Annotated in this window: 16 protein-coding genes, 1 tRNA gene and 1 pseudogene; 8 read left to right on the plus strand and 10 right to left on the minus strand. The window is 71.3% G+C overall.

Annotated elements, in window-relative coordinates:
- Together VT52_RS18825 and VT52_RS18830 are read right to left on the minus strand one after the other, a co-directional pair.
- Nucleotides 1-1,066: serine/threonine-protein kinase (locus VT52_RS18825; RefSeq protein ID WP_071387471.1), on the minus strand; the 1,066-nt coding region annotated here is incomplete at its 3' end.
- A gap of 66 nt (nt 1,067-1,132) precedes the next feature.
- Entirely contained in the window at nt 1,133-1,681 is a 549-nt protein-coding gene (locus tag VT52_RS18830; RefSeq protein ID WP_046423676.1) for a helix-turn-helix domain-containing protein, read from the minus strand.
- Between the two features lie 182 nt (nt 1,682-1,863).
- On the opposite strand from VT52_RS18830, the gene VT52_RS18835 reads away from it, so the two are divergent.
- A tRNA-Ala gene (locus tag VT52_RS18835) sits at nt 1,864-1,936 on the plus strand.
- A gap of 156 nt (nt 1,937-2,092) precedes the next feature.
- On the opposite strand, the pseudogene VT52_RS38870 reads toward VT52_RS18835, so the two are convergent.
- The 7 genes and pseudogenes from VT52_RS38870 to VT52_RS18870 form a co-directional block, all read right to left on the minus strand.
- Nucleotides 2,093-3,682 (minus strand): annotated as a pseudogene (locus VT52_RS38870) (MinD/ParA family ATP-binding protein); the annotation flags it as partial.
- Nucleotides 3,683-3,904: 222 nt separating this feature from the next.
- Nucleotides 3,905-4,102, minus strand: a complete 198-nt coding sequence (locus VT52_RS37050; RefSeq protein WP_046423675.1) for a hypothetical protein — start codon at nt 4,100-4,102, stop codon at nt 3,905-3,907.
- A 61-nt stretch (nt 4,103-4,163) separates the two neighbouring features.
- Complete coding sequence (locus tag VT52_RS18850) at nt 4,164-6,254, minus strand: B12-binding domain-containing radical SAM protein (RefSeq protein WP_053055573.1); 2,091 nt, start codon at nt 6,252-6,254, stop codon at nt 4,164-4,166.
- 108 nt (nt 6,255-6,362) lie between these two features.
- Nucleotides 6,363-6,722: a hypothetical protein gene (locus VT52_RS18855; RefSeq protein ID WP_046423674.1), complete on the minus strand. Its 360-nt coding sequence runs from the start codon at nt 6,720-6,722 to the stop codon at nt 6,363-6,365.
- 105 nt (nt 6,723-6,827) lie between these two features.
- Entirely contained in the window at nt 6,828-7,694 is an 867-nt protein-coding gene (locus tag VT52_RS18860) for an ABC transporter permease (protein WP_046423673.1), read from the minus strand.
- On the minus strand, nt 7,691-8,665 hold the full coding sequence (locus tag VT52_RS18865; RefSeq protein ID WP_046423672.1) for an ABC transporter ATP-binding protein: 975 nt from the start codon (nt 8,663-8,665) through the stop codon (nt 7,691-7,693). The genes VT52_RS18860 and VT52_RS18865 overlap by 4 nt, the downstream gene beginning before the upstream one ends.
- A gap of 99 nt (nt 8,666-8,764) precedes the next feature.
- Complete coding sequence (locus VT52_RS18870) at nt 8,765-9,127, minus strand: hypothetical protein (RefSeq protein WP_079175123.1); 363 nt, start codon at nt 9,125-9,127, stop codon at nt 8,765-8,767.
- A gap of 340 nt (nt 9,128-9,467) precedes the next feature.
- Between VT52_RS18870 and VT52_RS18875 the strand changes: the two genes are divergently transcribed.
- The 7 genes from VT52_RS18875 to VT52_RS18905 all read left to right on the plus strand — a co-directional run bounded on the left by VT52_RS18875 (nt 9,468) and on the right by VT52_RS18905 (nt 21,866).
- Nucleotides 9,468-11,741 carry a TOMM precursor leader peptide-binding protein gene (locus VT52_RS18875; protein WP_107481374.1) on the plus strand — a complete coding sequence of 758 codons (2,274 nt, stop codon included), beginning with the start codon at nt 9,468-9,470 and terminating at the stop codon, nt 11,739-11,741.
- Between the two features lie 113 nt (nt 11,742-11,854).
- On the plus strand, nt 11,855-13,357 hold the full coding sequence (locus tag VT52_RS18880; protein ID WP_053055571.1) for a SagB family peptide dehydrogenase: 1,503 nt from the start codon (nt 11,855-11,857) through the stop codon (nt 13,355-13,357).
- Complete coding sequence (locus VT52_RS18885) at nt 13,341-14,156, plus strand: HlyD family efflux transporter periplasmic adaptor subunit (RefSeq protein WP_046423670.1); 816 nt, start codon at nt 13,341-13,343, stop codon at nt 14,154-14,156. The genes VT52_RS18880 and VT52_RS18885 overlap by 17 nt, the downstream gene beginning before the upstream one ends.
- Entirely contained in the window at nt 14,153-16,498 is a 2,346-nt protein-coding gene (locus VT52_RS18890) for an NHLP family bacteriocin export ABC transporter peptidase/permease/ATPase subunit (RefSeq protein ID WP_079175125.1), read from the plus strand. Before VT52_RS18885 ends, VT52_RS18890 begins: the two co-directional genes overlap by 4 nt.
- A 4-nt stretch (nt 16,499-16,502) precedes the next feature.
- Nucleotides 16,503-19,640: an NHLP bacteriocin export ABC transporter permease/ATPase subunit gene (locus tag VT52_RS18895; protein WP_053055570.1), complete on the plus strand. Its 3,138-nt coding sequence runs from the start codon at nt 16,503-16,505 to the stop codon at nt 19,638-19,640.
- A 26-nt stretch (nt 19,641-19,666) separates the two neighbouring features.
- Complete coding sequence (locus VT52_RS18900; RefSeq protein WP_046423668.1) at nt 19,667-21,052, plus strand: cytochrome P450; 1,386 nt, start codon at nt 19,667-19,669, stop codon at nt 21,050-21,052.
- Nucleotides 21,045-21,866, plus strand: a complete 822-nt coding sequence (locus VT52_RS18905; RefSeq protein WP_053055569.1) for a methyltransferase domain-containing protein — start codon at nt 21,045-21,047, stop codon at nt 21,864-21,866. Before VT52_RS18900 ends, VT52_RS18905 begins: the two co-directional genes overlap by 8 nt.
- Nucleotides 21,867-21,971: 105 nt before the next feature.
- Here the strand turns inward: VT52_RS18905 and VT52_RS18910 are convergent, their stop codons facing one another.
- On the minus strand, nt 21,972-24,755 hold the full coding sequence (locus tag VT52_RS18910; RefSeq protein WP_079175126.1) for a helix-turn-helix transcriptional regulator: 2,784 nt from the start codon (nt 24,753-24,755) through the stop codon (nt 21,972-21,974).
- Nucleotides 24,756-24,843 lie beyond the last annotated feature (88 nt).

Genomic DNA, 24,843 nt, shown 5'->3' on the forward strand with positions numbered 1-24,843 from the left:
GTGTGGGAGTGGGGGGTGTGGAGGGGGGCGGCGGTACGGCGGGCGGGGGCGGTGCCGGGTCGGCGGCCGGGGGCGGGATCCGTAAGTTCCCGGTGTCGTACGGGGAGCCGGTGTCCGGGAGGGAGCCGGTGCCGGCGGGGGTGTCCGTGACCGGCGGCGGGGCGGTGCCGGTCCTCGGGGAGCTCTTCAGCGGACCGTTCGGCCCGAAACCCGGCGGCAGGTCTGGGAGTTGGTCGAAGATCTCGATCGGCTCGTCGTCCAGGTCCGGCTCCGGCAGGAGTTCGATGACCGGGGCGAGCGACTTGCGGGCCCCCGTGGCCGAGCGGTACCGCGCCTGTGGATCGGGCTGCAGCAGCGTGGCGACGACCTCCCACAGCGGTCCGGGGATGCCCTGGGGCGCGACCGGGGTGCCGTGCTCGGTGAAGTACCGCACGAGTTCCATGGCGTCGGGTTTGGCGCCTTCGAGCAGATAGACGGCGACGAGACCCACCGCGAACAGGTCGGCGGTGAAGTCCGGTTCGGCGCCCGCCAGTTGTTCCGGGGCGAGATAACCGGGGGTGCCCACCACGAGGTTGGTCTCGGTCAGGCGCGGCTCCCCGAAACGCATGGCGATGCCGAAGTCCCCGAGCCGCAGCCGGGGCCTGCCGGTTCCGGTCGCCTCCAGAAGGATGTTGGCGGGTTTGACGTCCCGGTGCACGACGCCCTCCGCGTGCACGGCGGCGAGCCCGGACAGCAGCTGGTCGAGCAGGACGCAGACGAACGCCGGCGGCAGGGGTCCGTAGTCGTTGACGAGGCGGACGAGGGAGCCGCCCGCGACCAGGTCCATGGTGAACAGCACCTGGTCGTCGTCGGCGGCCCAGCTGGCCGGGGCGAGCACATGGGGGTGGTCGATCCGCAGTGCCTGCTCGCGCACGAAGCGCAGGAGGGAGTGGGCGTCGCGCTGCTGGAGCACCTTGGCGGCCACATAGCGCCGCCGCCGGTGGTCCCAGACGCGCCATACGTCGCCCGCGCCGCCGCGCCCGATCGGGTCGGCCAGTTCGTACCGGCCGTTGAACACCTCACCCATGACTGCCGCAGCTCCTCCCCCTCGGGCTCCCGCCCCTGCCGGCTTCCCCTCGCGCCGGGCGGGCGCTCAGTTCTGGTGCGACTGGTAGTGCGCGACCGCGTCGGCGGTGCGGCCGGCACCGTAGACCCGCAGGAACTCGGCGAGTTCGGGCTGGGTCGGGGCGAGCGCGTCCGCGGCCTCGATGATGTCGCTCGCGGCGGCCACCGAGCGCAGCAGCGACTGGATCTCGCGGACGACCCGCTTGACGGTGGGCGCGCCCGAACCGTTCGTGGTGTGCGTGGTGTTGCTCAGCACCGAGCCTCCCTGGGACTTCTTGATCTCGTCCATCCGCTCGGTCGCCTCGGCGGCGCTGACGCTGCCGTCCGCCACCTGCGCCGCCAGCTCCTGGAGCAGCTGTACCCGCTGGACCACCGCGGGATTGCCGATCTTGGCGCGCTGTCCGCTCATCAGCTGCGAGAGCATCGGAGCGGACAGCCCCAGAACCGCCGCGAGACGGGCCTGGTTGAGCCCGAGATCGTCGATCAGCTTACGGAAGAGCGCCCCCAGCGGCTCCCCGTACCAGTTCCGCTGAAGCTCTCTCGCTCTCGTGGTGGCTTCCTGCTGTGCGGCGTCCATTGCGTCTCCCCATCGCTTCCCCTGAAAACCGTGGTTCGCTGTAGCGAACCACGGTTGAGCATCTTACGGAGCGTGGTCATCCGTGGGGACCCCCAATCTTTTTGCGGGATACGGGGGGTGACCCGGTAGTCTGGTCCCCGGCACCGGCCGGGACACCCCCTTCCGGGCGCCACCCCCTTCCCGGGGCCTTAGCTCAGTTGGTAGAGCGCCGTCTTTGCATGGCGGATGTCAGGGGTTCGACTCCCCTAGGCTCCACTCTTCGAGAGGCCCCCTGACCTGCGAAAACGCAGGTCAGGGGGCCTCTCCGTGCGCATGGCGGCGACACCGTGTCAACCCGACGAGTACCCCACCGAGCCGGCGCGCCGGCTCAGGAAACCCGGAGGGACCCCGTGCGCGAGCGCCGGGGATCCCTCAGCCGGTGGGGGGCGGCGAGTAGCCGTAGCCCTGTTGCGGACGGGGCGCCGGGGGGTACTGCCCTGGTGGCCCGTAGGGGCCGTGCGGGCTGCTGTACGGGCCGGGCTGCGCGGGGGTGCCGTACGGGGAGGGGACGGGGGGCTGGTTCTCGCTGCCGCCGGTCCATGGACGCTGCGCCTGCCGGGCGCGCGCGAAGTCCTCGGCGACCATCGCCGACAGGTTGAAGTACGCCTCGCGGGTCTTGGGGCGCATCCTGTCGAGGTCGACCTCCGCACCGGCCGCCAGATGCTCGTCGAACGGCACCACCTGCACCCCGCGGCAGCGGGTGCGGAAGTGGGCCACGATGTCGTCGACCTTGACCGCCTTGCCGGTCTCGCGCACTCCGGAGACGACGGTGACGCTGCGCGCGACCAGCTCGGCGTAGCCGTGCGCGGACAGCCAGTCCATGGTGGTGCTCGCGCTGGAGGCACCGTCCACCGACGGCGTCGAGACGATGATGAGCTGGTCGGCCAGGTCCAGCACGCCGCGCATGGCGCTGTACAGCAGACCCGTTCCGGAGTCGGTGAGGATCACCGGGTACTGGCGGCCCAGCACGTCGATGGCCCGCCGGTAGTCGTCGTCGTTGAACGTGGTGGACACCGCGGGGTCCACGTCGTTGGCGATGATCTCCAGGCCCGAGGGGGCCCGCGAGGTGAACCGCTGGATGTCCAGATAGCTGTTGATGTACGGGATCGCCTGGACCAGGTCGCGGATCGTCGCGCCCGTCTCCCGGCGCACCCGGCGGCCGAGCGTGCCGGCGTCCGGGTTGGCGTCGATCGCCAGGATCTTGTCCTGTCGCTCGCTGGCCAGCGTCGCGCCCAGGGCGGTGGTCGTGGTGGTCTTGCCCACCCCGCCCTTGAGGCTGATCACCCCGATCCGGTAGCACGAGAGGACCGGAGTGCGGATCAGCTCCAGCTTGCGCCGCCGCTCCGCCTCCTCCTTCTTGCCGCCGATCCTGAACCGGGACGACTGGGCGTTGGCACCCGGCTTCCTCTGCTTCGGCTGGTTGCGCAGCAGCCGGTCCGAGGACAGCTCCACCGCGGCGGTGTACCCCAGGGGCATGCCGCCCTGCCCGGGATGCGCGCGCTGGTCCGCGGTGGCGTCGGGCCAACCGCCCGCGGGCGGGACGACCGGGCCGAAGCCCTGCGGCGCCGCGGGCTGCTGGGCCCGGGGGTCGCCGGGGACGCCGTCCGGCTTCGGGCCGTCCGCCGGCGGCACCGGCTGGGCGGGGGGCGCGGGGTGGCCGTGTACGGCCTGCGCGGGCAGTGCCCGCGTCGCTCCCGTGGCGTCGGACCGGCCCTGTTCACTCGGCAGGTGGCCGGAACCGTCCTGGCCGCCCTGGTGCCGGGCCGGTGTATTTGGCGCCGGAGCCCGCGGTACGGCCTCGGGCATCGACTGCACCGGCCCGAACACTCCGGCCGGACCCGCTTCCCCGGCCGGGACGTCCGGCACCGCTTTTTCCGGTTCGGCGCTCTCCGGTTCGGCGCTCTCCGGTTCGGCGCTCTCCGGCTCGGCCGAAGAGCCCGGCGCCCGGTACCCGGGCGGCACCGCGTCCTCGGGCTCCGCGCTCTCCGGCTCGTCGGCGTCCGGTGCGCTCACCGTGTACCAGGATTGCAGCCGCAGGCCGAACCGGAGTTCACGGGTGCTGAACTCACTGGTGTACTCGGACTCCGACTCGTCATCGACGGGACCGGCTCCGCCCGCGCGGCTGTTGTCCCGGTCGTTGCTCAAAACTCCTCCTGGTCCGCTGTCCCCGACGCCGGCGCCGCCTCAGCGGCGGTTGCGCTGCCGAGGGGCCCGGCGCGGTGTGGCGCCCTCGGCGCCGCCCCTGGTCATGGTGTAGACCATGCTGCTGAGCATGCCGCCGACGACGATCACGACGAACCCGACGGTGGTGTTGACGAGGAAGCCGACGAGGATGGCCGCGGCGTACACGACCGGGGTGATGCGGCGCAGGTTCTGGTTCAAGGCGGGGTCCTTCCTGAGGGTGGATTCTGCGAGGGCGTCACGAGGGGGCGGTCTGGACCGGTCAGGGAACCGCGATGCTCCTGCGGTCTCCCTGTTCCGGTGTGCACTGGTTGTCGAGGCGCATGTTGACATCGTGCAGGGGGCGTCCGCTGCCGTGCCAGACCGAGAGAGAGTATGCGCTGAACGGGTAACGGCTCCTGGACTCGGGAACCTCGATCCGGACATGCACCAGATCTTCACCGGAGGCGGCCACCGGAGCTCCGACGGGGACGTCACCGTACGTCCTCAGGAGTTCGAACTGAGCCTTCGGCAGCGCGAGTTCGTGGCGCTCGACCTTCCCGTGGATACCGGCGCGGAACACCGCCGCCGCCGCCAGGTCCAGGTCCCTGACCATGTCGAGTTCGGCACGGTCCGGCAGCGTGCGCCCCTCGGACGTGAGCGCTTCGTACAGGAAGTCCACGGCGGCCCGGGTGTAGCGCGCGGCGCGCTCCTCATCGCCGACGATGCGCCGCAGGATCGCCTGGTAGTGCACTTCCTCGTGGATGACGGGGCGCCCGATGTACCCGTACAGCCGGGCCCGGTCGAAGCTCTCGGGCTCGCGCCAGGACCGGGCGTAGTCGGCCATCAGGAAGGAGAGCAGGGGATCCTCCCCGCCGCCCTCGTGGAGGAACGAGCCGAGCAGCTCCACCAGGTCCACCGTGCGCACCCCGGAGGTCTCCGCGAGCACCCGCAGCGTCGACCGGAGCAGGCACTTGTGGAAGAGCGTCAGCGGGATGCGGAACGCCATCCCGCTCAGCCAGTCCTCGAACGACATCTGGGAGTGCTCGATCACGACGTCGGCGAGCAGGTCCGTGTTGCCGGGGTCGCAGGGCACGTGTCTGGTGCGCAGCCCGTGGACATCGCGGAAGCGGTCGTGGGTGTAGTCGGTGTTGTTGAGCAGCAGCAGGGGGTAGACGACGGGTGCGCCACCCGAGGCGATCGCCTCCTCGATCCCGGCCATGTGGGTGGCGAGGGACTCGCCGGGCAGGCCCCAGATGAGGTCCGTGTACGTCGGGATGTTCTCGGCCCGGAACTGGGTCTGCATGCGGCGGTAGTTGTCGACCCGGATGTTGCGCCGGTTGGCGATCTGGAGCACGTCGGCGTCGAAGGACTGCGCCGACAGGGTGATGGCCCCGGTCAGTCCGGCCCGGTACAGGAGCCCCGCGATCTCCACGACCCGGCCATTGGTGTTCTTCGCCCAGTTCGTCATCACCAGCAGCCGCTTTCCGTGGCGCCGGCACAGTTCCACGATGTGGCGGGCGATGTCCACATCACGCGCGACGATGCCGAAGTTGGCGTCGGCGATGAACAGTTGGGTGCCGTCGGCGGCGACCCGGACGATGCGCTCCAGTTCGTCCCGGATGCGGTCCATGGGGAACTGGCGGACCTTGGAGTTGGTGGCACCGCCCCAGTAGCAGAAGGCGCAGGAGTAGGGGCACCCTCGGTTGGTCTCGTACACCAGCATCCGGGAGCGCGCGATGTCCTCGTCGCTCCAGGTTGTGCCGAGCAGCGGCGAGGGCAACTCGCCGAGGTCCGCGATCCGGGGGGCGTCGGCGGTGGTGACGACCTCGCCGCCGGCGGAGCGGTAGCTGATGCCGGGCACGGCCGCCATCTCGGCGTCGGCGGTGGCCGGGTCCTCGTGGCGCAGGAACACCCGCAGCAGGTCCCGGAAGCGCAGCTCCCCCTCGCCGTGGACGAGGACGTCGACCCAGGGGGCCTCGGTGAACAGCACCTGCTGCTGGTGCGTCACGTCGTTTCCGCCGACCACGATGCGGCAGCGGGGCCAGCGCTCCTTGATCCGGCGGGCCAGTTCGAGCGTGCTGGGCCGGTTCCAGAAGTAGACGGTGAAGGCGACCACCAGAGGATCCCGCAGCGCGCCCAACACCTTGGCACACGTGGCTTCGAAGGCGTTCGCGCCCTGCATGTGCACGTGTTTGGTGAAGGAGCATGCCTCGGCGATCTCCGGGTCGGCCTCGGCGGCGGCCTGAAGGTAGCCCAGCACGGAGCTGTAGCGGACGCCGGGCATCACGGTCAGCTCCACCAGGTGCGCCTGGCGCCGTCCCGCCACGGCAGGGGGCTGCCCGAGTCCGGCCGGCAGGTCGGCTGACGTCATTCCTCGAACCCTTCTCGATCTCAGTTGCGTTGGCCGGTCCGCCGGAACCGCCGGCCGTGACGGACGAGCTCTCCGTCCGTCACGGCCGGCGGGTTCCGCGGTGCCGGATCAGGTGCAGGTGCAGCACGGCGAGCAGCAGCAGCAGTAGCTGTCGCCGCCTGCCACGGCCTCCAGGTCGGCCTCGGACAGCTCACGGTCCTCGATCTGCGGCGAGCTGGGCACCCGCAGTTCGTAGACACCGCTCGCCTTGCCGGCGGCCCAGAGGGCCACCTGGGACTCCAGGTCGGGGTCGCCCCCTATCTCCCGCACGATGCGCACGGTGGCGTTCGCCGGCAGCTCCAGGCCCTGCTCGGCCAGCGCGGTGCGCGGGTTCTGCTCCAGCTTCGTGACGTAGTCGTCGTCCGACCACGCGGCCGTCAGCACCTTGGTGTAAGCGCTGACGAACGCCGACCTCTCTCGGGGTTCCATGGTTCTCCTTGTCGCTCGATGGTTTGCCGGGCGTCGCGGTCGACTCCCGGATGGTCCGGCCCGAAGGGCCGGGAGTCTGGGACACGGGCCACACGGCGGGGCCCGTCAGCGGACTTTCTTGGCCCGCTCCCACTTGAAGGCCACCAGGCTCAGCAGCAGCCCGGCCACGCACCAGGCGCCGAGGATCAGAGCCGTACGCCCGTGTTCCCAGCTGCCGGCCGGCTCGGCCTGCTGGAAGGAGTCGGACAGGAACGCCGAACGCAGGCCCTGGGCCATCCACTTGAGCGGGAAGCAGCTCGCCACCACCTGCATGGGTTTGGGGAGCTGGGTGAAGACGAAGAACACTCCTGAGATGAGCTGGAGTGCCAGGTAGGGCAGTTGGACCACGGGCGCCGCGGCACGCGCGTTCGGCGCCACCCGGCTGTAGGCGATGCCGAGGAACGAGCAGGCGACGATGCCGAGGACGACCACCCAGGCGAACGTGAACCACCGCGCCCCGGTGTTCGGCAGGTGCAGCCCGAACAGGGTCACGCCGACGGTCAGCAGCACCACGGTCTCCAGCACCCCGGTGACGAAGGCCTGGGCGATCTTGCCCAGGAAGTACGACACCGGCGACATGGGGGTCGCGGCCAGCCGGCGCAGGGTGCCGTCATCGCGCTCGATGGCGATGGCGACGGCGAGGCTGGAGAAGGTGGTGCTCATGATGCCGGAGGCGATGATGCCGGCGATCAGCACCTGCTTCATGGGAGTGTGGGTGCCGGGGGCGTCGCCGCTGAAGATGCCGCCGAAGATCAGCAGCAGCACCAGCGGCAGGGCGAAGGTGAAGATCACCGCCTGCCGGTTGCGGAAGTAGCACTTCACCTCGATGCCGGCGCGGGCGGCCGCCACTCGCACGACCGAGGGCATCCGCCGCTCGCGCGCGGGGGGCTCGGCCCGGTTCCCCGCAGCCGTGGTTTCGAATCCGCCAGTCATGCGATGTACTCCAGTCCGGGCGCGGGTGCGGGCGCCGGGGTCGCGGCGTCGGCCGATGCGATCATCCGGAGGTAGACGTCCTCCAGAGTGGGCCTGGTGACGGTCAGTCCCGGAAGGTCGTAACTGCCCACCTGGACGGCCCAGTCGAGCAGGACGCGCAGTACCGCGGCCGGCGTGGCGGTGCTGATCCGGACCTGGCCGTCGGGTCCTGCGGCCAGCGGTGTTCCGGCGTTGTGGAGGGCCGGCAGCTGCGCGTCGCGCAGGGGGCCATCGGCGTGGAACTCGATCACCGCCTCGCCGTGGGCGCGGCCGCCGATGTCTCCGGGCGCGCCCAGGGCGGCGACCTTTCCCTTCAGCAGGATGGCGACCCGCTCGCAGAGCGCCTCGACCTCGTCGAGGTAGTGGGTGGTGAGCATCACCGTGGTGCCGTCCGAGGCCAGCTCCCGGATCAGCTCCCAGGTGACGCGCCGGGCCTCCGGGTCCAGCCCCGTGGTGGGTTCGTCGAGGAAGACGAGTTCGGGGCGGCCGACGATGCCGAGCGCGATGTCCAGGCGGCGCTGCTGGCCGCCGGAGAGCCGGCCGGTGCGCTCGTTCGCCTTCTCGCCGAGTCCCGTCCGCTGGATCACGGTGTCGACGGGGAAGGGGTCGGGGTACAAGGAGGCGAAGTGCGCGACGACCTCCTTGACGCTGAGTTCGTCGAAGGAGCCCATGTCCTGGGGGACGATGCCGAGGCGGGCCCGCCACTCGGGGCCGGCGCCGGCGGGGTCCTGGCCGAGGACGCTGACCGACCCGGCGCTACGGCTGCTGAAGCCCGTGAGGATCTCCTGCGTGGTGGTCTTCCCCGCGCCGTTGGGGCCGAGCAGAGCGAAGATCTCGCCGCGTCCCACATGCAGGTCGACCCCGTGCAGCACAGGGACCGCCCCGTAGGACTTGCGGAGTCCGGATACACCGATGATCTCCGGTCCGGGCATCTTGCTTCACCTCGAGGTTCTGAGGGTCTAGGGGGGTTGGACGGCTGAGGGCGAAGGGTGGCGCCGCGGCCTCGGACGGACGCCGCGGCGCCGTCTCCGTCAGGTGCAGGTGCAGCAAGGGCAGCAGCAGCAGCAGTACGTGTTGTCGCCGCCCGCTACGGCCTCCAGGTCGGCCTCGGACAGCTCACGGTCCTCGATCTGCGGCGAGCTGGGCACCCGCAGTTCGTAGACACCGCTCGCCTTGCCGGCGGCCCAGAGGGCCACCTGGGCCTCCAGGTCGGGGTCGCCCCCGATCGCCCGCACGATGCGCACGGTGGCGTTCGCCGGCAGCTCCAGGCCCTGCTCGGCCAGCATGACGCGCGGGTTCTGCTCCAGCTTCGTCACGTAATTGTCGTCCGACCATGCATTCGTCAGCACCTTGGTGTAAGCGCTGACGAACGCCGACCTTTCCCTGGGTTCCATGAGTCCCCTTGTTTTTTGATTGCAGTGTCGAGGGAAATCATTCAGAGAGGGCGACCGATAAGTCAACCGTGAACCCATCAATTACGGGTTGCTCGTTCTTGTGCCCTCCCCCGCAGCCGCAGAAGTCGGTACCTCGTACCGTTACGGCAGGTCACACTCGCTACAAGAGGGGGACCACTAGGTTTAACGAAGATCCCCCATATAGATAAGCGGGCCACCTGCCGGGTATAGCCGAGGGGTGCCGAAGAATTAGCGGACACGTGCCCCGGCTCCTTTGCCCTACCCTTTTCGGCGGGTATTAAGTTTCGGAGTCACGTCGATTTTTTATTTGGAGGTCGCGGTGGATCTGCCTCGCTTCAAGGCACACCTTGTCCCGCAGGTCGTCGGCTCGGATCGGGTCTTCCTCGTCGCGGAGGAAGGCCACTACCTGGTCCAGGGGAAGGCGGTCGCCGATGTGGTGCCTTTCCTGGACGGGACCCATACGATCGCGGAGATAGCCCAGAAGCTCTCCGACCGCTTCACGCTGGGCGAAGTCGTCTTCGCCATCAGCAAGTACCAGCGGTTCAACCACCTCGCCGAGGGGCCGGTCGGGACCGACCGCGCCTCGGTGGCCTTCTGGGAGGCCCAGGGAGTGGACGCCGCCGAGGCCGCCCGGCGGCTGAGCGAGGCCCGGGTGGAGATCACCTCGGTGGGCGCGGTCGACGAGGCGGAGGTGGTCGCCGCGCTGCGGACGACCGGCATCGAGGTGCGGCCGGTCACCGCCGCCGCGGTCGGCGCGGCCGGCCCGACCCTGGTCGTCGTACTCGCCGACGACTACTGCAACCCCGAACTCGCCGCCGTCGACGCCCGGCTGCGCGCGGCCGGCGTCCCCTGGCTGCTCGCCAAGCCCAACGGCGCCGATGTCTGGACCGGCCCCTACATGGTGCCGGACGCCACCGGATGCTGGCGGTGCCTGGCCCAACGGCTCGACGGCAACCGGCAGGTGGAGGCGTACCTCAAGCGCAAGCGGGGCGACGACGCTCCGCTGATCACCTCGCTGGCGGCCGCCCCCTGGTCGGGCGGGCTCTCGGCACAGATGGTCGTCGGCGCCGTGGCCGGCATCGTCGGGGCGCAGGCGTCCGACTACGAGGGTGTCCTGGTCTCGGTGCACGTCCCGACCATGCGGACCGAGCGCCACCAGCTGATCCGGCAGCCGCAGTGTCCCGGCTGCGGCGACCCCTCGGTCCTGCACACCGATCCGCGGATCGAACTGTCCGAGCAGACCGTGCGGTTCAGCGCGGACGGCGGACACCGCACGATGCGCCCCGACGACACCTACAAGCGGCTGGAGAAGCACATCAGCCGCCTGACCGGCGCCGTCAGCTCGCTGCGGTTGCTCAACGACGTCGACAACGGCGTCACCTACAGCTACTCGGCCGGCCACAACTTCGCGATGCCCGGCGACAACCTGGCCATGCTGCGCCGCAACCTGCGCGGGCAGAGCGGTGGCAAGGGCCGTACCGACATCCAGGCCCGCGTCAGCGGAGTGTGCGAGGCCATCGAGCGGTACTCGGGCGTGTGGCGCGGCGACCGCCCCACCCGCCGGGCCAGCTTCGACGCGCTCGGCCCCGACCTGGCGGTGCACGCCAACGACCTGCTCCAGTACTCCGAGGCCCAGTACGCCAACCGGGAGGAGTGGAACCACAACGGTGCCGGCCGGCTGCACATCGTGCCGGACCCGTTCGACACCGGTCGTGAGATCGACTGGACGGCCGCGTGGTCGCTGACGCACGACCGGGAGCGGCTGGTGCCCTCCGGGTACGCCTGGTTCGGCCACCCCGACCTGGTGGACAGCTTCTACTGCTTCAGCGACGGCAACGGCAACGCCGCGGGGAACACCCTCGAAGAAGCCATCCTCCAGGCGTTCTACGAGCTCTGCGAGCGCGACGCGGTCGGCCTGTGGTGGTACAACCGGGCGCTGCGTCCCGGCTTCGACCTCGACAGCCTGAACGAGCCGTACATCGACACCCTGCGCGAGTTCTACGCGGGCATGAACCGCACCCTCGAGGTGGTGGACATCACCACCGACCTGGGCATTCCCACCATGGCCGCGGTCTCGCGCCGGATCGACCACCCGGTGGAGGACGTGCTGCTGGGCTTCGGCGCGCACCTGGACGTGCGGATCGCCGTCCTGCGGGCCCTCACCGAGGTCAACCAGTTCCTGCCGGCGGTGATCAACCGCAAGCCTGACGGGTCCACGGACTACTGGGAGGACGACCCGGACACCCTCGCGTGGCTCCAGCAGGTGACGGTCGCCGGCGACCCCTGGGTCGTCCCGTCCCCGAAGCTCTCCGCCACGTCGGCCGGCGACTACTCCGGCCTGTTCTCCGGTGATCTGGCCAAGGACATCCGCAACGGTGTCGAGCGGGTCGAGAAGGCGGGGATGGAAGTGATCGTCCTCGACCAGAGCCTGCCCGACCTGGAGCTGAAGGTCGCCAAGGTCATGGTTCCCGGCATGCGCCACTTCTGGCGCCGGCTGGGTCCGGGCCGGCTCTACGACGTGCCGGTCGAGCTGGGCTGGCTGTCCGCGGCCACGCCCGAGGACCGGATGAACCCGCGCAGCGTCTTCTTCTGATCCGCCTCCTCACGCCGCCACCCGAGCCGGTCTCGCCGGGTGGCGGCGGCCTCGGCCGTCACCGCCCTGCCCCGCGGCAGGGCTTTTCCCACCGCAGTCTCTCTGGAGATGTCATGACTGGTCACGATCCCAACGGCGTCATCAGCAAACCCTCGACCGCTCCCGACCCGGCGCGTGTCGGAGAACTGCTGCGTCTTCACCCCGGCGCCCGCGTCGTCCCCGTTCCCAGCGGGGCGACCCAGATCTTCATCGGGCAGCGCGGTACGTCGCTGGGCGTTCTGTCACCCGGTCAGGCGGCGGCCGTCGAGCTGCTCGCCGCCCAGCAGGTGGACGCCGACGCGCTGCTGGACGTCGTCCGCGGCCACGAGGGCGAGATGGGCATGCTCAAGATGCCGGGGCTCCTGAAGAGGCTGCGGGCCGGCGGCTGGCTCTCCGTCACCCTGGAGGTCGCGGGGGCGCCCGTGCTGACCTTCCGCCCGCTCGGCCCCGCCGTCCCGCCCGCTCCCCAGCACGACGCCGCCCCGGCCGAGTTGCGGATGTCCCGGTTCGCCGTGCTGCGCGCCGAGGGCACGGGCATGGTGCTGGAGTCGCCGCTGGCGCACGTCGCCGCGGAACTGCACGATCCGGCGCTGGCCGGGCTGCTGGCCTCGCTGCCCGCGGCGCCGGGCGAGCGGCCGGGCCCCGGCGAGCCCGAGGACGCGCCGGCGTACCCGGTCGACTACCCCGAAGCGGTCCCGGCGCTGCTGAGTGCCCTGGCCCGGCACGGCTTCCTGGTGCCGCGGAGCGGCGCCGCCGAGGAGGACTTCCGCTTCGCGCAGTGGTCGCCGCACGAGCTGTGGTTCCACAGCCGTACCCGCGTCGGACGCCACGACCTGCCGTACGGCGGCACGTACTGGGCCAAGGACGTCGCCGAGCCGCTGCCCGCGGTCCGGCCGTCCTTCGACGGCCGCTCGGTGGAGCTCCCCGGAGTGGACCTACAGGCGCTGCGCGCGAGCGACCCGACCCTCACCGACGTGCTGGAGGACCGCAAGTCGCTGCGGCTGCACGACGGCGCGGCGCCGCTCACGACCGAGCAGCTGGGCGAGTTCCTGTACCGCAGCGCGCGCAACCGGGGCCGCTACCAGGACGGTGCGCAGCAACTGGGCGACCGGCCCTACCCGTCCGGCGGCCGGGCGTACGAGCTGGAGATCTACCCGCTGATCCACCGGGTGGACGGGGTGGCACCGGGCCTCTACCACTACGACCCCGAAGGACACCGGCTGGAACTGGTGGCCGAGCCCGGTCCGGCGCTCACCCGTCTCGCCGAGATGTCCCGCGCGACCGCGCAGATGTCCGAGCCGCCGCAGGTGACGCTGCTGATCACGGCGCGCTTCGGGCGGGTGATGTGGAAGTACTCGACGATGGGCTACGCCCTGGTGCTCAAGCACGTGGGGGTGCTCTACCAGGTGATGTACAGCGTAGCCACCGCGATGGGGCTCGCGGGCTGCGGGCTCGGCGGCGGCGACTCCGACGCCTTCGCCCTCGCCTCCGGGTTGCCGTGGGAGAGCGAGTCGACCGTCGGCGAGTTCCTGCTCGGCAGCCGCGGGAAGGAGGGCGGCGATGGAGTTCCGGCGTAAGGCACTGGAGAACCTGCGCCGGCCCGACGACCTGGACAGCCCTGTGCGCCTGGCCCGGCCGCGCGCGTGGATGGTGCTGGCTCTGGTGGCGGCGATCCTCGCCGGCGGCCTGGTGTGGTCGTACCAGGGCGAACTCGCCCGCAGCGTGGACGTGCCCGGCATCCTCACGCATCCCCAGGGGGTCTCGAAGGTCGAGAGTCCGCAGAGCGGGATGGTGTCGAACGTCTACGTCGACGTCGGGGCCGTGGTGGCCAAGGGCGCTCCGGTGCTGTCCCTGGTCGAGCCCCAGGGGGGGACCCAGGTGGTGAGGGCCCCGTTCGCCGGCCGGGCGATCGCCCTGCTGGTCGCCGACGGGCAGTACGTCTCCGCGGGCGCGACGTTCATGACGGTGGAGCGCACCGACGGCAAGAACGACCGGATGGTGGCCGTCCTGTTCGCCCCCGCGGCCAAGGCCGGCATGTTGAAGGTCGGCGACCGGGTGGACATGGACGTGGCATCGGCTCCCGCGCAGGCGTTCGGCCTGCTGCGCGGAAAGGTCACCGCCGTGGACCCGTTCCCCCAGACCGAGCAGCAGATACTGGACTTCCTGGGCGGGAACCAGCTGCTGGCCACGCAACTGCTGAGCAAGGGCGGGCCGGTGCGGATCACCGTCGACCTGGAGCCCGACGCCAAGCTCTCCAGCGGTTACCGCTGGACCACGGCCTCGGGGCCGCCGTTCCGTATCAACTCGTGGACCCAGGTCACCGGCATCGGCCGACTGCCCGGTGAGCGTCCTATCGATTGGCTGCTGCCCAAATGACGACTCGGAAATCCCCACAGCCCGCGCCGCCGGGCGGGCCCGCCCACCAGGAGGCGGCGGACGGACAGACCTTCCGCGGCGGCGGACGCGGTCGGCGCAATCGCGTGGAGCGCGCCAGGAACCGGATGCGCGTCAAGACCCCCACCGTGATCCAGCTGGAGGCGGTCGAGTGCGGCGCCGCCTCGCTGGGCATGGTGCTGGGCTTCTTCGGACGGTTCGTCCCGGTGGAGGAGCTGCGGACGGCCTGTGGTGTCTCCCGTGACGGCGCCAAGGCGGCCAACCTGCTGCGGGCGGCACGGAGTTACGGCCTGCTGGCCGGCGGCCGGCAGATGGAGGTGGAACGGCTGCGGAACCTGCGGCCGCCGACGATCCTCTTCTGGAACTTCAACCACTTCGTGGTCTACGAGGGCATGGGCAAGCGGTTCGGACGGCCCGTGGTCCACCTCAACGACCCGGCGTCCGGGAAGCGCACGATCGGCCTCGACGAGTTCGACAAGAGCTTCACCGGCGTCGTCCTCACCTTCGAGCGCGGGCCGGACTTCAAGCGCGGTGGCCGCCGCCCGCGCGTCCTCTCGGACCTGTACGCGCGATACAGCAGCAACGGCGGCGCGCTGCTGCTGGCGCTCCTGGCCAGCATCCTGCTGATCGTCCCCGGTGTGGCGGTCCCCGCCTTCACCCGGGCCTTCATCGACCGGGTGCTGAACAACGGCGACCACTCCTTCGTCACCCCGCTGCTCGGCGCGATGGGGGCGGCCGCGGTGGTGACCGTGGTACTGACCCTGCTGCAGCAGGCGCATCTGCTGCGGGTGGAGTCGTCGACGGCGATCCGGAGTTCGGCCCGCGTCGTCAAGCACCTGCTACGGCTGCCCGTGGTCTTCTTCACGCAACGCAATCCGGCGGAGATCTCCCAACGAGTCGCCTCCAACGACCGGGTCGCCGAGATCCTGTCCAGGGATGTGGCGACGGCTGCCGTCAGCGCGCTGCTCGTGGTCTTCTACGCCGTACTGCTGTGGACCTACGACACCGAGCTGACCGTGATCGGCGTCGGGGTGGCGCTGCTGAACATCGTGGTGCTGCGCCTGGTGTCCCGGCTGCGCAGCGACGCGGTGACCAAACTCCGGGCGGACCGGGCGCGGTTGACCGCGGCGTCGTTCAACGGTCTCCAGCTCATCGAGACGATGAAGGCGTCCGGTTCGGAGAACGACTACTTCGGGCGCTGGGCGGGCTTCCAGGCCAAGGTGGTGTCGGGGTCGCAGGTCCTCGGCACCCCCACCGCGCTGCTCGCCGTCGTACCCCCGCTCCTGGCGGCGGTGGACAGCGGCTGCATCCTGCTGATCGGCGGTCACAAGGCGATCAGCGGGAGCATCTCCATCGGTCTGCTGGTCGCCTTCCAGACGCTGGTCACCAACTTCACCCGTCCGGTCTCGCAGTTGACCAACCTGGGACCGCGGGTGCAGGACGTGGCCGCCGACATCAACCGGCTGAAGGACATCGAGCGGTTCCCGCTCGCCTCGGACTTCACCGACCAGGCGGACGGCGGCGGAGCGGCGCCGGAGCCGCGGCCGCAGGAACCGGCCCGGCTCGCCGCTCCCGTGAAGAACCCGGCCGCCCGCCGGCCCAGCAGCGCCGCGAGCGTGGACCTGCGCGGTGTCACCTTCGGCTACAGCCCGCTGGGGGAACCGCTGCTGCGCGACTTCGACCTGACCGTGCGGCCCGGAGAGCGCGTGGCGCTGGTGGGCGGCTCGGGCAGCGGGAAGTCCACGGTGAGCCGGCTCATCGCGGGTCTGTACGAGCCGTGGTCCGGTCAGATCCTCTTCGACGGCCGGGAACGCCGGGACTACGCCCGCGACACCCTCGGCAACTCGGTGGCCTTCGTCGACCAGGAGATCTTCCTCTTCGAGGGCACGGTCCGGGAGAACGTCACCCTGTGGGACACCTCCATCCCGGACGAGCGGATCGTCCGGGCGCTGCGCCACGCGGAGGTCTACGACGTCGTGGCCTCCCGGCCGGGCACGCTCGGCAGCTTCGTCGCCGAGGGCGGCTCGAACTTCTCGGGCGGGCAGCGCCAGCGTCTGGAGATCGCCCGCGCACTCGTCCGCGGGCCCAGCGTCATGGTGCTCGACGAGGCCACCAGCGCCCTGGACGCGGAGACCGAGAAGCGTATCGACGACAACCTCCGCCGGCTCGGCTGCGCTTGCGTGATCATCGCCCACCGGCTGTCGACGATCCGGGACAGCGACGAGATCCTCGTCCTGGACCACGGCCGGGTGGTGCAGCGCGGCACGCACGAGACGCTCGTCAAGGCCGATGGACTGTACGCCGACCTGATCCGGGAGCAGTGAAGCAGTGACCACATCCTTCTTCCCGTTCAGGTACGGCCAGGAAGCGCTGGATCTGCACGAACTCGCGATGGTCCTCACTCCGCCGCAGACGGACAGCGCCTTCGCTCTGAACGTCCCCGGGCGGATCTGGTTCGTCACCGAGGGCATGCTGGACCTCTTCGCCGCCAGCCCGGAGGAGGGCGGGCGGTGGACCTTCCTGTGCCGCGTCGGGACCGGCACCGTGCTGTGCGGCGCCCGGCCCGACGGGCCGACCCTCGTCGGCAAACCGCTGCCCGGCGGGGCCGTGCGCTCCTGCCTGCTGAGCGAGGCGCTCGCCCTCGCGCTGCCAGGCGCCGGACACGGCGGCTCCCCGGAGGGCGGCCGGCCGCCGAGCCGGCTGGCGGCCCACCTGGCGGACGGACTGGACGCCGGGTTCGTGGCACTGGCCGACGCCGTGCGGACCGAGCTGCCGCCGCGGGAGTTCGTCCCGCTGGAGACGGAGAACACCGAGGCGGGATCCGGGTCGTCGCGGCGCGCGCGGCTGGCGCCGGGGGCCATGGCACGCTCGGTCGACGGCGCGGTCTGGATCCAGGTGATACAGGGATCCGTCGGACTGGCCCTGACGGACGTGAACGAGCGGGACGCGTTCCCCGGACCCGCCGCGCCCGCCCCGCCGTCTCAGCCCGCCCCGGCCCGCCACGATCCCCCGCGGCCCGCGCCCGACGCGATGGACACCATCGGCTGGCCGGGGCGAGTCACGAAACGGATCCTGGTCACCGAGTCGGACTGGGTGGCCTCCGAAAAGGGCGCGGTGGTGGGTGTCCTGCGCACCCCGGAGATCATGGCCGACCCGGACTTCCTCGGCGAGGTCCTGTCCCACCAGCGCCTTCTCATGCGGAGGCTGGCCGACCGGATGATCATCCGGCGGGCCGCGGGCCGCCGCGAGATGAGGCAGCGCCGCAAGCTGGACGCCGAGTCGCTGCAGCGTTCCGCACGCGCTCTGGGGTCCGTGCTCGACCCGTTCAAGCTGCCGGGGGGCGGCGACCTCGACCCGTCCGACCAGGACGCCTACCTGGCGGTCGCCCGCGTCGTCGGGCACGCCTCGGGCGTCGCCGTCACCCGGGGCTCCACCTCGGAGGCGTCCGACGCCCGGCTGGGCCCCGTGGAGCGGATCGCGGTGTCCTCGCGGTTCCGCACCCGCCAGATCCGGCTGGACGGCACCTGGTGGCGGACGGACCTGGGGCCGCTCTTCGCCCACCTGGCCCCGGACGACCCCGCGGCGCCGGAGGGCTCCTCGGAGGCGTCCGGCGCCAAGCGCACCCCGGTGGCGCTGATCTGGCGCCGCGGCCGGTACGAGGCGCGGGAGTCCGGCGGCAAGTCCGTGGCGGTCGGCCAGGGTTATGCCGCGCGGCTGGAGAAGACGGCGTGGATGTTCTACCCGCCGCTGCCGGACGAAGCCCTGACCCGAGGCGATCTGATCCGCTTCGGCCTGCGCGGCAGCGGGCGGGACGCGGGGGTGATGCTCGGACTCGGGCTGGCCGCGGCCCTGCTCGGACTGCTGATCCCGGTGCTCACCGGTAAGGTCCTCGGCACCCTGGTGCCGCACGCCGACCGGGGGCCCGTGACACAGGTGTGCGTGGTCCTGTTCGCCGCCGCGCTGCTGTCGGCGGCTCTGTCGGCGGTCCAGAACCTGTCGCTGCTGCGGCTCGAAGGCCGCTTCGAGGGGCGGGCGCAGGCCGCGGTGTGGGACCGGCTCCTGCGGCTTCCCACCGGGTTCTTCACCAAGGTCTCCACCGGCGAGCTGAGCAACTCCGCGATGGGCATCAGCACCATCCGGGAGGTGCTCTCCGGCCTCACCACCCAGGTGGTACTGGGCTGTCTGACCTTCCTCACCAATATGACGCTGCTGTTCTTCTACAGCGTCCCGCTGGCTCTGATGGCGCTGGCCCTGGCACTCGGCGGCGGCGGGATCTGCCTGATCGTGGGGATCAAGCAGACCAAGTGGCAGAAGCGACTGACCGAGCACGACCACAAACTCGCCGGAATCCTCTTCCAGATGCTCGGCGGTCTGTCCAAGCTGCGCGTCGCCGTGGCGGAGGACCGGGCGTACTCCCACTGGGCCCTGGGATTCGCCCGGTCCCGGCGGCTGTCCTCCCGCGCCCGCCGCCTCCAGAACGTGGTCACCGTCTTCAACTCCGGTTACCTGCTCGTCTGTACGCTGCTGCTGTTCGCCCTCGTGGGCGGCCCGGCGCGGCACCAGATGTCCACCAGCGGCTTCCTGACGTTCAACAGCGCCTTCGGGCTGATGCTGGCGGCCTGCGTGCAGATCACCGGGAGCGTCACCATGGCGTCGGCCGTGGTACCGCTCTTCGACGGGCTGGAGCCGGTGATCTCCGCGGTGCCGGAGGTGTCGGCCGTCAAGGAGTCGCCCGGCGATCTGTACGGCGAGATCGAGGTCAGCAACGTCACCTTCCGCTATCACGAGGACCAGCCGCCGGTACTGCACGACGTCAGCTTCCAGGTCCGGCCCGGCGAGTTCGTCGCCATCGTGGGTCCCACGGGATGCGGGAAGTCGACGCTGCTCAGACTGCTCATCGGGTTCGACGAGCCCACCACCGGAGCGGTCCTCTACGACGGCCAGGACCTGTCCTCGCTCGACGTGACGGCCGTCCGCCGGCAGTGCGGCGTCGTGCTCCAGAACGGACAGCTCTTCGCCGGCAGCGTCCTGTCCAACATCTGCGGCATGGGCAACTACACGCTCGACGAGGCATGGGAGGCCGCGGAGATGGCCGGCCTCGACGAGGACCTCGGGCGGATGCCGATGGGCATGCACACCGTGCTGTCCGAAGGGGCGACGACGCTGTCGGCCGGCCAGCGGCAGCGGCTCATGATCGCCCGCGCGCTGATCGGCCGCCCCCGCATCCTCTTCTTCGACGAGGCCACCAGCGCGCTGGACAACCGCACCCAGGAGATCGTCACGCAGAGCATGCGGCGGCTGAACGCCAGCCGCATCGTGATCGCGCACCGGCTGTCGACCGTGATGCGGGCCGACCGGGTGCTGGTCCTGGACGCCGGCCGGCTCGTGCAGGCCGGCAGCCCGGACGAACTGCTCCGGGACGACGACGGCATGTTCTACCGCCTCGTCCAGCGGCAGATGTCCTGACCCCCGCAGATCTGAAGGAGACTGTCATGCCCCGCCCCTCGCTGTCCGGCGCCGCCCCGGCAGCCGGCTCCCCCGGCCGCCCTCCCGGGCCGCCGGAGGATCTGGAACTGGCCGGCATCCGCGCGGCTCCGCTCGCCTTCCTCGAGAACCTGGTCGCCGAGTACGGCGACCTGTGCAGCCATGTCACCCGCGGCGAGAGAGTGTGGTTCGCCAACTCGCCCGAACTCGCCCGGCACATCCTGAAGGACAACTACACCAACTACACGAAGGCCGGGACGCCGGACGACTTCATGCTGACCCCGCTGCTCGGCAAGGGGCTGCTCACCAGCAACGGCGCGCAGTGGGAGCGCCAGCGGCGACTGTGCGCGCCGTCCTTCCGGCGCGTGGCGGTCGAGTCGTTCGACGGGCTGATGGTCGAGGCGGCCGTCGACCTGGCCACCGCCTGGGGCGAGGCGGCCGACCGCGGCGAGACCGTCCGCGTGGACCACGACTTCACGGCACTCACCCTGCGGGTGGTGGCATCCGCGCTGCTCGGCTCCGAACTGTCGGCGGCCGGACGCGGTTTCGGGCAGGCTGTCGACGACATCAACCGCTTCATCGGGCACTTCGACGGGAACCCGCCCGCGGACGAGGACTTCCGGGCCCGGCTGCGGGCGTACTCGGGCGCGAAGACGTTCCTGGACAGGGTGGTCGGCACCATGATCGAGGCCCGGCGGCTGACCGGCTCGGACGGGCACCACGCGGACCTGCTGGACACGATGCTGGGCGCCCGCGACGAGCACGGCGACGCCCTGTCCGACGAGGAGTTGCACGACCAGGTCCTGACCATGGTCATGGCCGGTCACGAGACCACCGCGAAGGCCCTGAGCTGGACGCTCCACCTGCTTGACCGGCACCCCGAGCACGCGGCGCGGGTACGGGACGAGATCGACCGGGTCGTGGGCGACCGGCTGCCGACCGCCGCGGACCTGGCCGCACTGACCTACACCAGGCAGTGCTTCGACGAGGCCGTCCGGCTGTTCCCTCCGGTGTGGCTGATCTCCCGGATGGCGGTGGACGACGACATGCTCGGCGGGCTCCGTATCCCCGCCGGCACGCTGGTGTGCGTCAGCCCGTGGACGATGCACCGGCATCCGGAGCACTGGGAGGCGCCCGAGGAGTACCGGCCCGAGCGGTTCGCGCCGGAGCACCGGCACGGCCGGGCGGGGCACTCGTATCTGCCGTTCGGCGGTGGTCCCCGCATCTGTGTCGGGCAGGCATTCGCCACGACGGAGGCGATGCTCGTCCTCACGGTCGTCATGCAGCGGCTCCGGCTGACCCAGGCACCCGGCACCACGGTGGTCCCCGAGGCCCTGGTCACGCTGCGGCCGCGGGACGGTCTGCTGATGCGGGTGGAGCGGCGCCATGGGTGACGCGGGACGGGGCGCCCGCAGCTACCGTCCGGAGGCGGAGCTGGGCGGATTCGACAGCGAGGTTGAGCGCTTGGAGCATCAGGCGTCGCTGACCTGGGCTCATGAGTGGCGCATCCTTCAGCCGCTGGCTCCGTCCGGGGGCGGGGCGGTGCTGGACGCGGGGTGCGGCAGCGGTGCGGTGACCGCCGAATTGAGCGCCGCCCTGCCGGGGACCAGGGTCGTCGGGCTGGACGCGCACCCCGGACTCCTGGAGCGGGCGGCCGCCCGCCGGGCGGCCGGGGCCGAACCGGAGCTGCTGCTGGGCGACCTGGGCGCGACGCCGTTCGCGGACGAGACGTTCGACCTGGTGCTGTCGCGGTACGTCTTCCAGCACCTGTCGGAGCCGGTCGCGGCGGCACGGGAACTGCGCAGGGTCCTGCGGCCGGGCGGGCACCTGGCCGTGATCGACATCGATGCCGGGCTGTGGGGGATCGCGGAGCCCGACATGTCGGCGTTCTCCCAGGACGCCTTCCGCGCGCTCGGCGCGGCGCAGTCCGCGGACGGCGGGGACCGGCTGATCGCCCGGCGCCTGCCCCGCGTGCTCAGGGACGCCGGCTACACGGACGTGACCGTGCGGCCGTTCGCCTACACCAGCGACGAGGTGGGACTGGCGGCTCTGGAGCCACAGTTGTCCCCGGAGCGGCTGCTGCCACTGGTCGAACGTGGAGCCGTCAGCATGACCGCGTACGTCCGGGCGCTGACCGCCTGGCAGCGCTTCGTGGCCGGTGACGGCTTCGTCCTGCTGCTGGGATTCGCCGTGGTGGGGCGCCGGTAGCCCCGAAAGCGGCGACCCACCGCCCCGCTCCAGGGCGGGCGTGGCGGTGGGTCGCCGGGCCGTGGCACGGCCTCCGGTCGGTACCGGGGGCCCGGTGCCGGGGCGCTACGCCGAGCCCAGGGCGTCGGGCAGGGCGTTCCGTCCGGGTATGGACAATTTGCCGTAGACGCGGGTGAGATGCACCTCGACGGTGCGCGGGGTGATGTGCAGCAGCTCGGCTATGCCCTTGTTCGTCCTGCCGTCGGCCGCGTGCGCGGCGATGCGACGCTCGGTCGGGGTGAGGGCCGGGAGCCCGGACACCGGGGCGCGCCGAAGCCGTCCCCCCGCGGCGAGCAGCGAACTGTGCGCCTCCGCCGTGAGCGACCGCGCCCCCGACTCCTCGGCGAGCCGCATTCCCCTGCGCAGCGATTGCCGGGCCTGCACGAGAGAACCCTTCTGCCCGAGCGCCTTGCCCGCCGCCACGAGTGACAGCGCCAACTGGAGCCGTGCATCGGTCTGTTCGAGCAGCGACACGGACTCGGCGAGCGCGCGCTCCGCGGGCGCCCCCGAGGTCACCGCGCCCAGCGTGCGCAACGCCTGGCCCACGACCGCGGGAGCGCCCCAGCGCCGGGCCAGTTCGACCTCCTTCTCCGCGAGCCGGCGGGCCTCCGCGGCATTGCCGAGCCCCTTCCATGCCAGCGCGGCGCAGCTGCGCCACGCGCTCAGGGCGGGGTTGACGATGTCCAGGGCCTGCAACCTCTGCCCGCACTCCATCAGGTCGGTGAGCGCGCGCAGGTGGTCTCCCGACTTCAGGCGGAACATGCCGCGAATGCCGAGGGCGCTCGCGGGCAGGTCGTGGAGCCCCTGGAGCAGGCCGACGGACTCCTCGTGATGACCCATGGCACCCCGGACCCTGGCGACCGCGGTCAGCGCGACGGCATGGCAGCTCTTCACCTCGTGCTGGGTTTCGGTGAGCACCAGCGCCCGCTCGGCCTCGGTGAGCGCGACGGGCAGATCGCCCATCCGCAACGCGATGTCGGCGCGCTGGCAGCGGGCGATCACCTGAGGGAAGAGCGCGTCCTGGCGCAGCGCTCCGGCCAGCATGTGATCGGCCCAGTGCTGAGCCTCACGCAGATGTCCTGCCCACGTCAATACGGTGATACAGCGCAGCAGCAGCACGATCGAGGCGCTGCCGGCCGGCCGCTCACCCGCCAGTGCCCGCTGCACCAACTCCAGCGGGACGTCGCGGGGTTCGGACCGGCAGGCGAGATCGCCGCCGACGGATGCCAGCAGCTCCCGCTCGCCGGGAGTGATGCCGAGCGTGTCGCTCACGCCGGGCCGGCCGAGCGACTCCGGGATCGGCACGGCGTCCCGGCCAGGGACGGCGCAGGTCAGCGACCGCACACTCAGAACCAGTTCCGTGTCGCCGAGTTCGGCGAAGGCGTTCACGTCGACATGGGCGACCGCGGCGCGGGGCGGACGCAGCGTCGACTCGGTGCTGCCCTGCCGCAGGACCCGCGCGTAGGCGCGTTCCACGATCGCCTCCGCCTGGCGCGCCGGCTCGGAGAAGAGGCGTACGGCCTCGCCCAGATGGCGGTCGGCGGCCGCGGGAGCGAAGAGCACCTCGGCGCGGCCCAGCAACCAGAGGACCTCGGCGCGTACCTCTTCCGGAACCGGGTCCCGCAGCACCCGCCGCGCGTACTCGGCACACGTCTTGGGGTCTCCCGCCTCCAGCGCGTCCTGCGCGGCTTCCTTCAGGACACCGCACGCCCACGCGTCCCCGGCCACATCGGCCTGGAGCAGGTGCTGGGCGACCTGATGCAGCGGGGCGGCCAGATCGTTCAGCCGCCGGGCGGCACGCATGTGCAGGGCACGTCGCGCATCGGCGGGCATGTCCCGGCAGACGAGGCCGCGTAGCGCGGCGTTGCCGAAGCGGTAGCGCTCGGAGTCGCCCGTCGCACGGAAGATCCCCACCTGGGTCAGGCCCTCGACCAAGCCCGAGATCGTGTCCCCGTACATGTTGAGCATGTCCGCGATCATCGCGCAGCTGCCCTCCTCACCGAGGACGGCCGCGACCGCGGCGACCTCCTGGAGGTCGGCGGGCTGGCGCGGCAGCCGGCCGGCGGCGGCCTCGGCCTGCAGCCGTTCCCCGCATCGCCGCACCTGCTCGACGTGCGACGCCCGGGGAGGGACGGAGCCGGCGGTCAGGGACGCCAGCAGCCCGTCCAGGTGGGAGGGCCGGCCGAGGGTGGCAGCGGCACAGGCCTGCACGAACGCGTCGTCGCACCGCTGACCGGGAAAGGCGGTCTCGACCACGGCACGCACACTGTGCGGGGAGAGCGGACTGAGCGTCACGGTACGGCAGCGGTCACGCTTGGATATCTCGTCGATCAGCGCCCGGTCGACCGGGGTCTCGTCCGTGCGGTGGGCCAGGACCAGGAAGACCGACAGGTTGTTCAGGTGGCGCACCATCGAGCCGAACCAGCGCAGCGAGGTCTCGTCCATCCACTGGATGTGGTTGACGACGATCACCAGCGGATGCCGGCGGGCGGCCTGGGCGAAGCCTTCCCGCAGCGCTTCGAAGAGCCGGTGGTCGACCGGGACCGAGCCCTCGGCCACCTCGCGGAGCAGCTCCTCGTCCTCGATGATCTTGTCCTTGCCGGCGAACTCGAGCGAGGCGGCCACGATCTGGCGGACGACGGCGAACTCGCTGTACGTGTCCGAGGGGGAGCACGACAGGCTCAGGACCACGCAGCCGAGGCGCCGTACGCGTTCGGTCACCTCGCCGAGCAAGGCGGAGCAGCGCATCCCCGAGACGGACCGGACCATGACAGCGTTGCCGAAGCCCGCTCTGGCTCTGCGCGCGTGCGTTAACAGATCCGAGAGCTCCGATACGCGTTCAGGCTGCACGCGGCCTCCTCACTTCTTGTCCCCTCACGTGGAGTGCTCCTTCAGGCATCCACGCGCTCCTCCGGCGGCGCGGAGGGCGGCACCCTGG

The organism is Streptomyces malaysiense, from assembly GCF_000980885.2.
GTDB lineage: Bacteria > Actinomycetota > Actinomycetes > Streptomycetales > Streptomycetaceae > Streptomyces > Streptomyces malaysiense.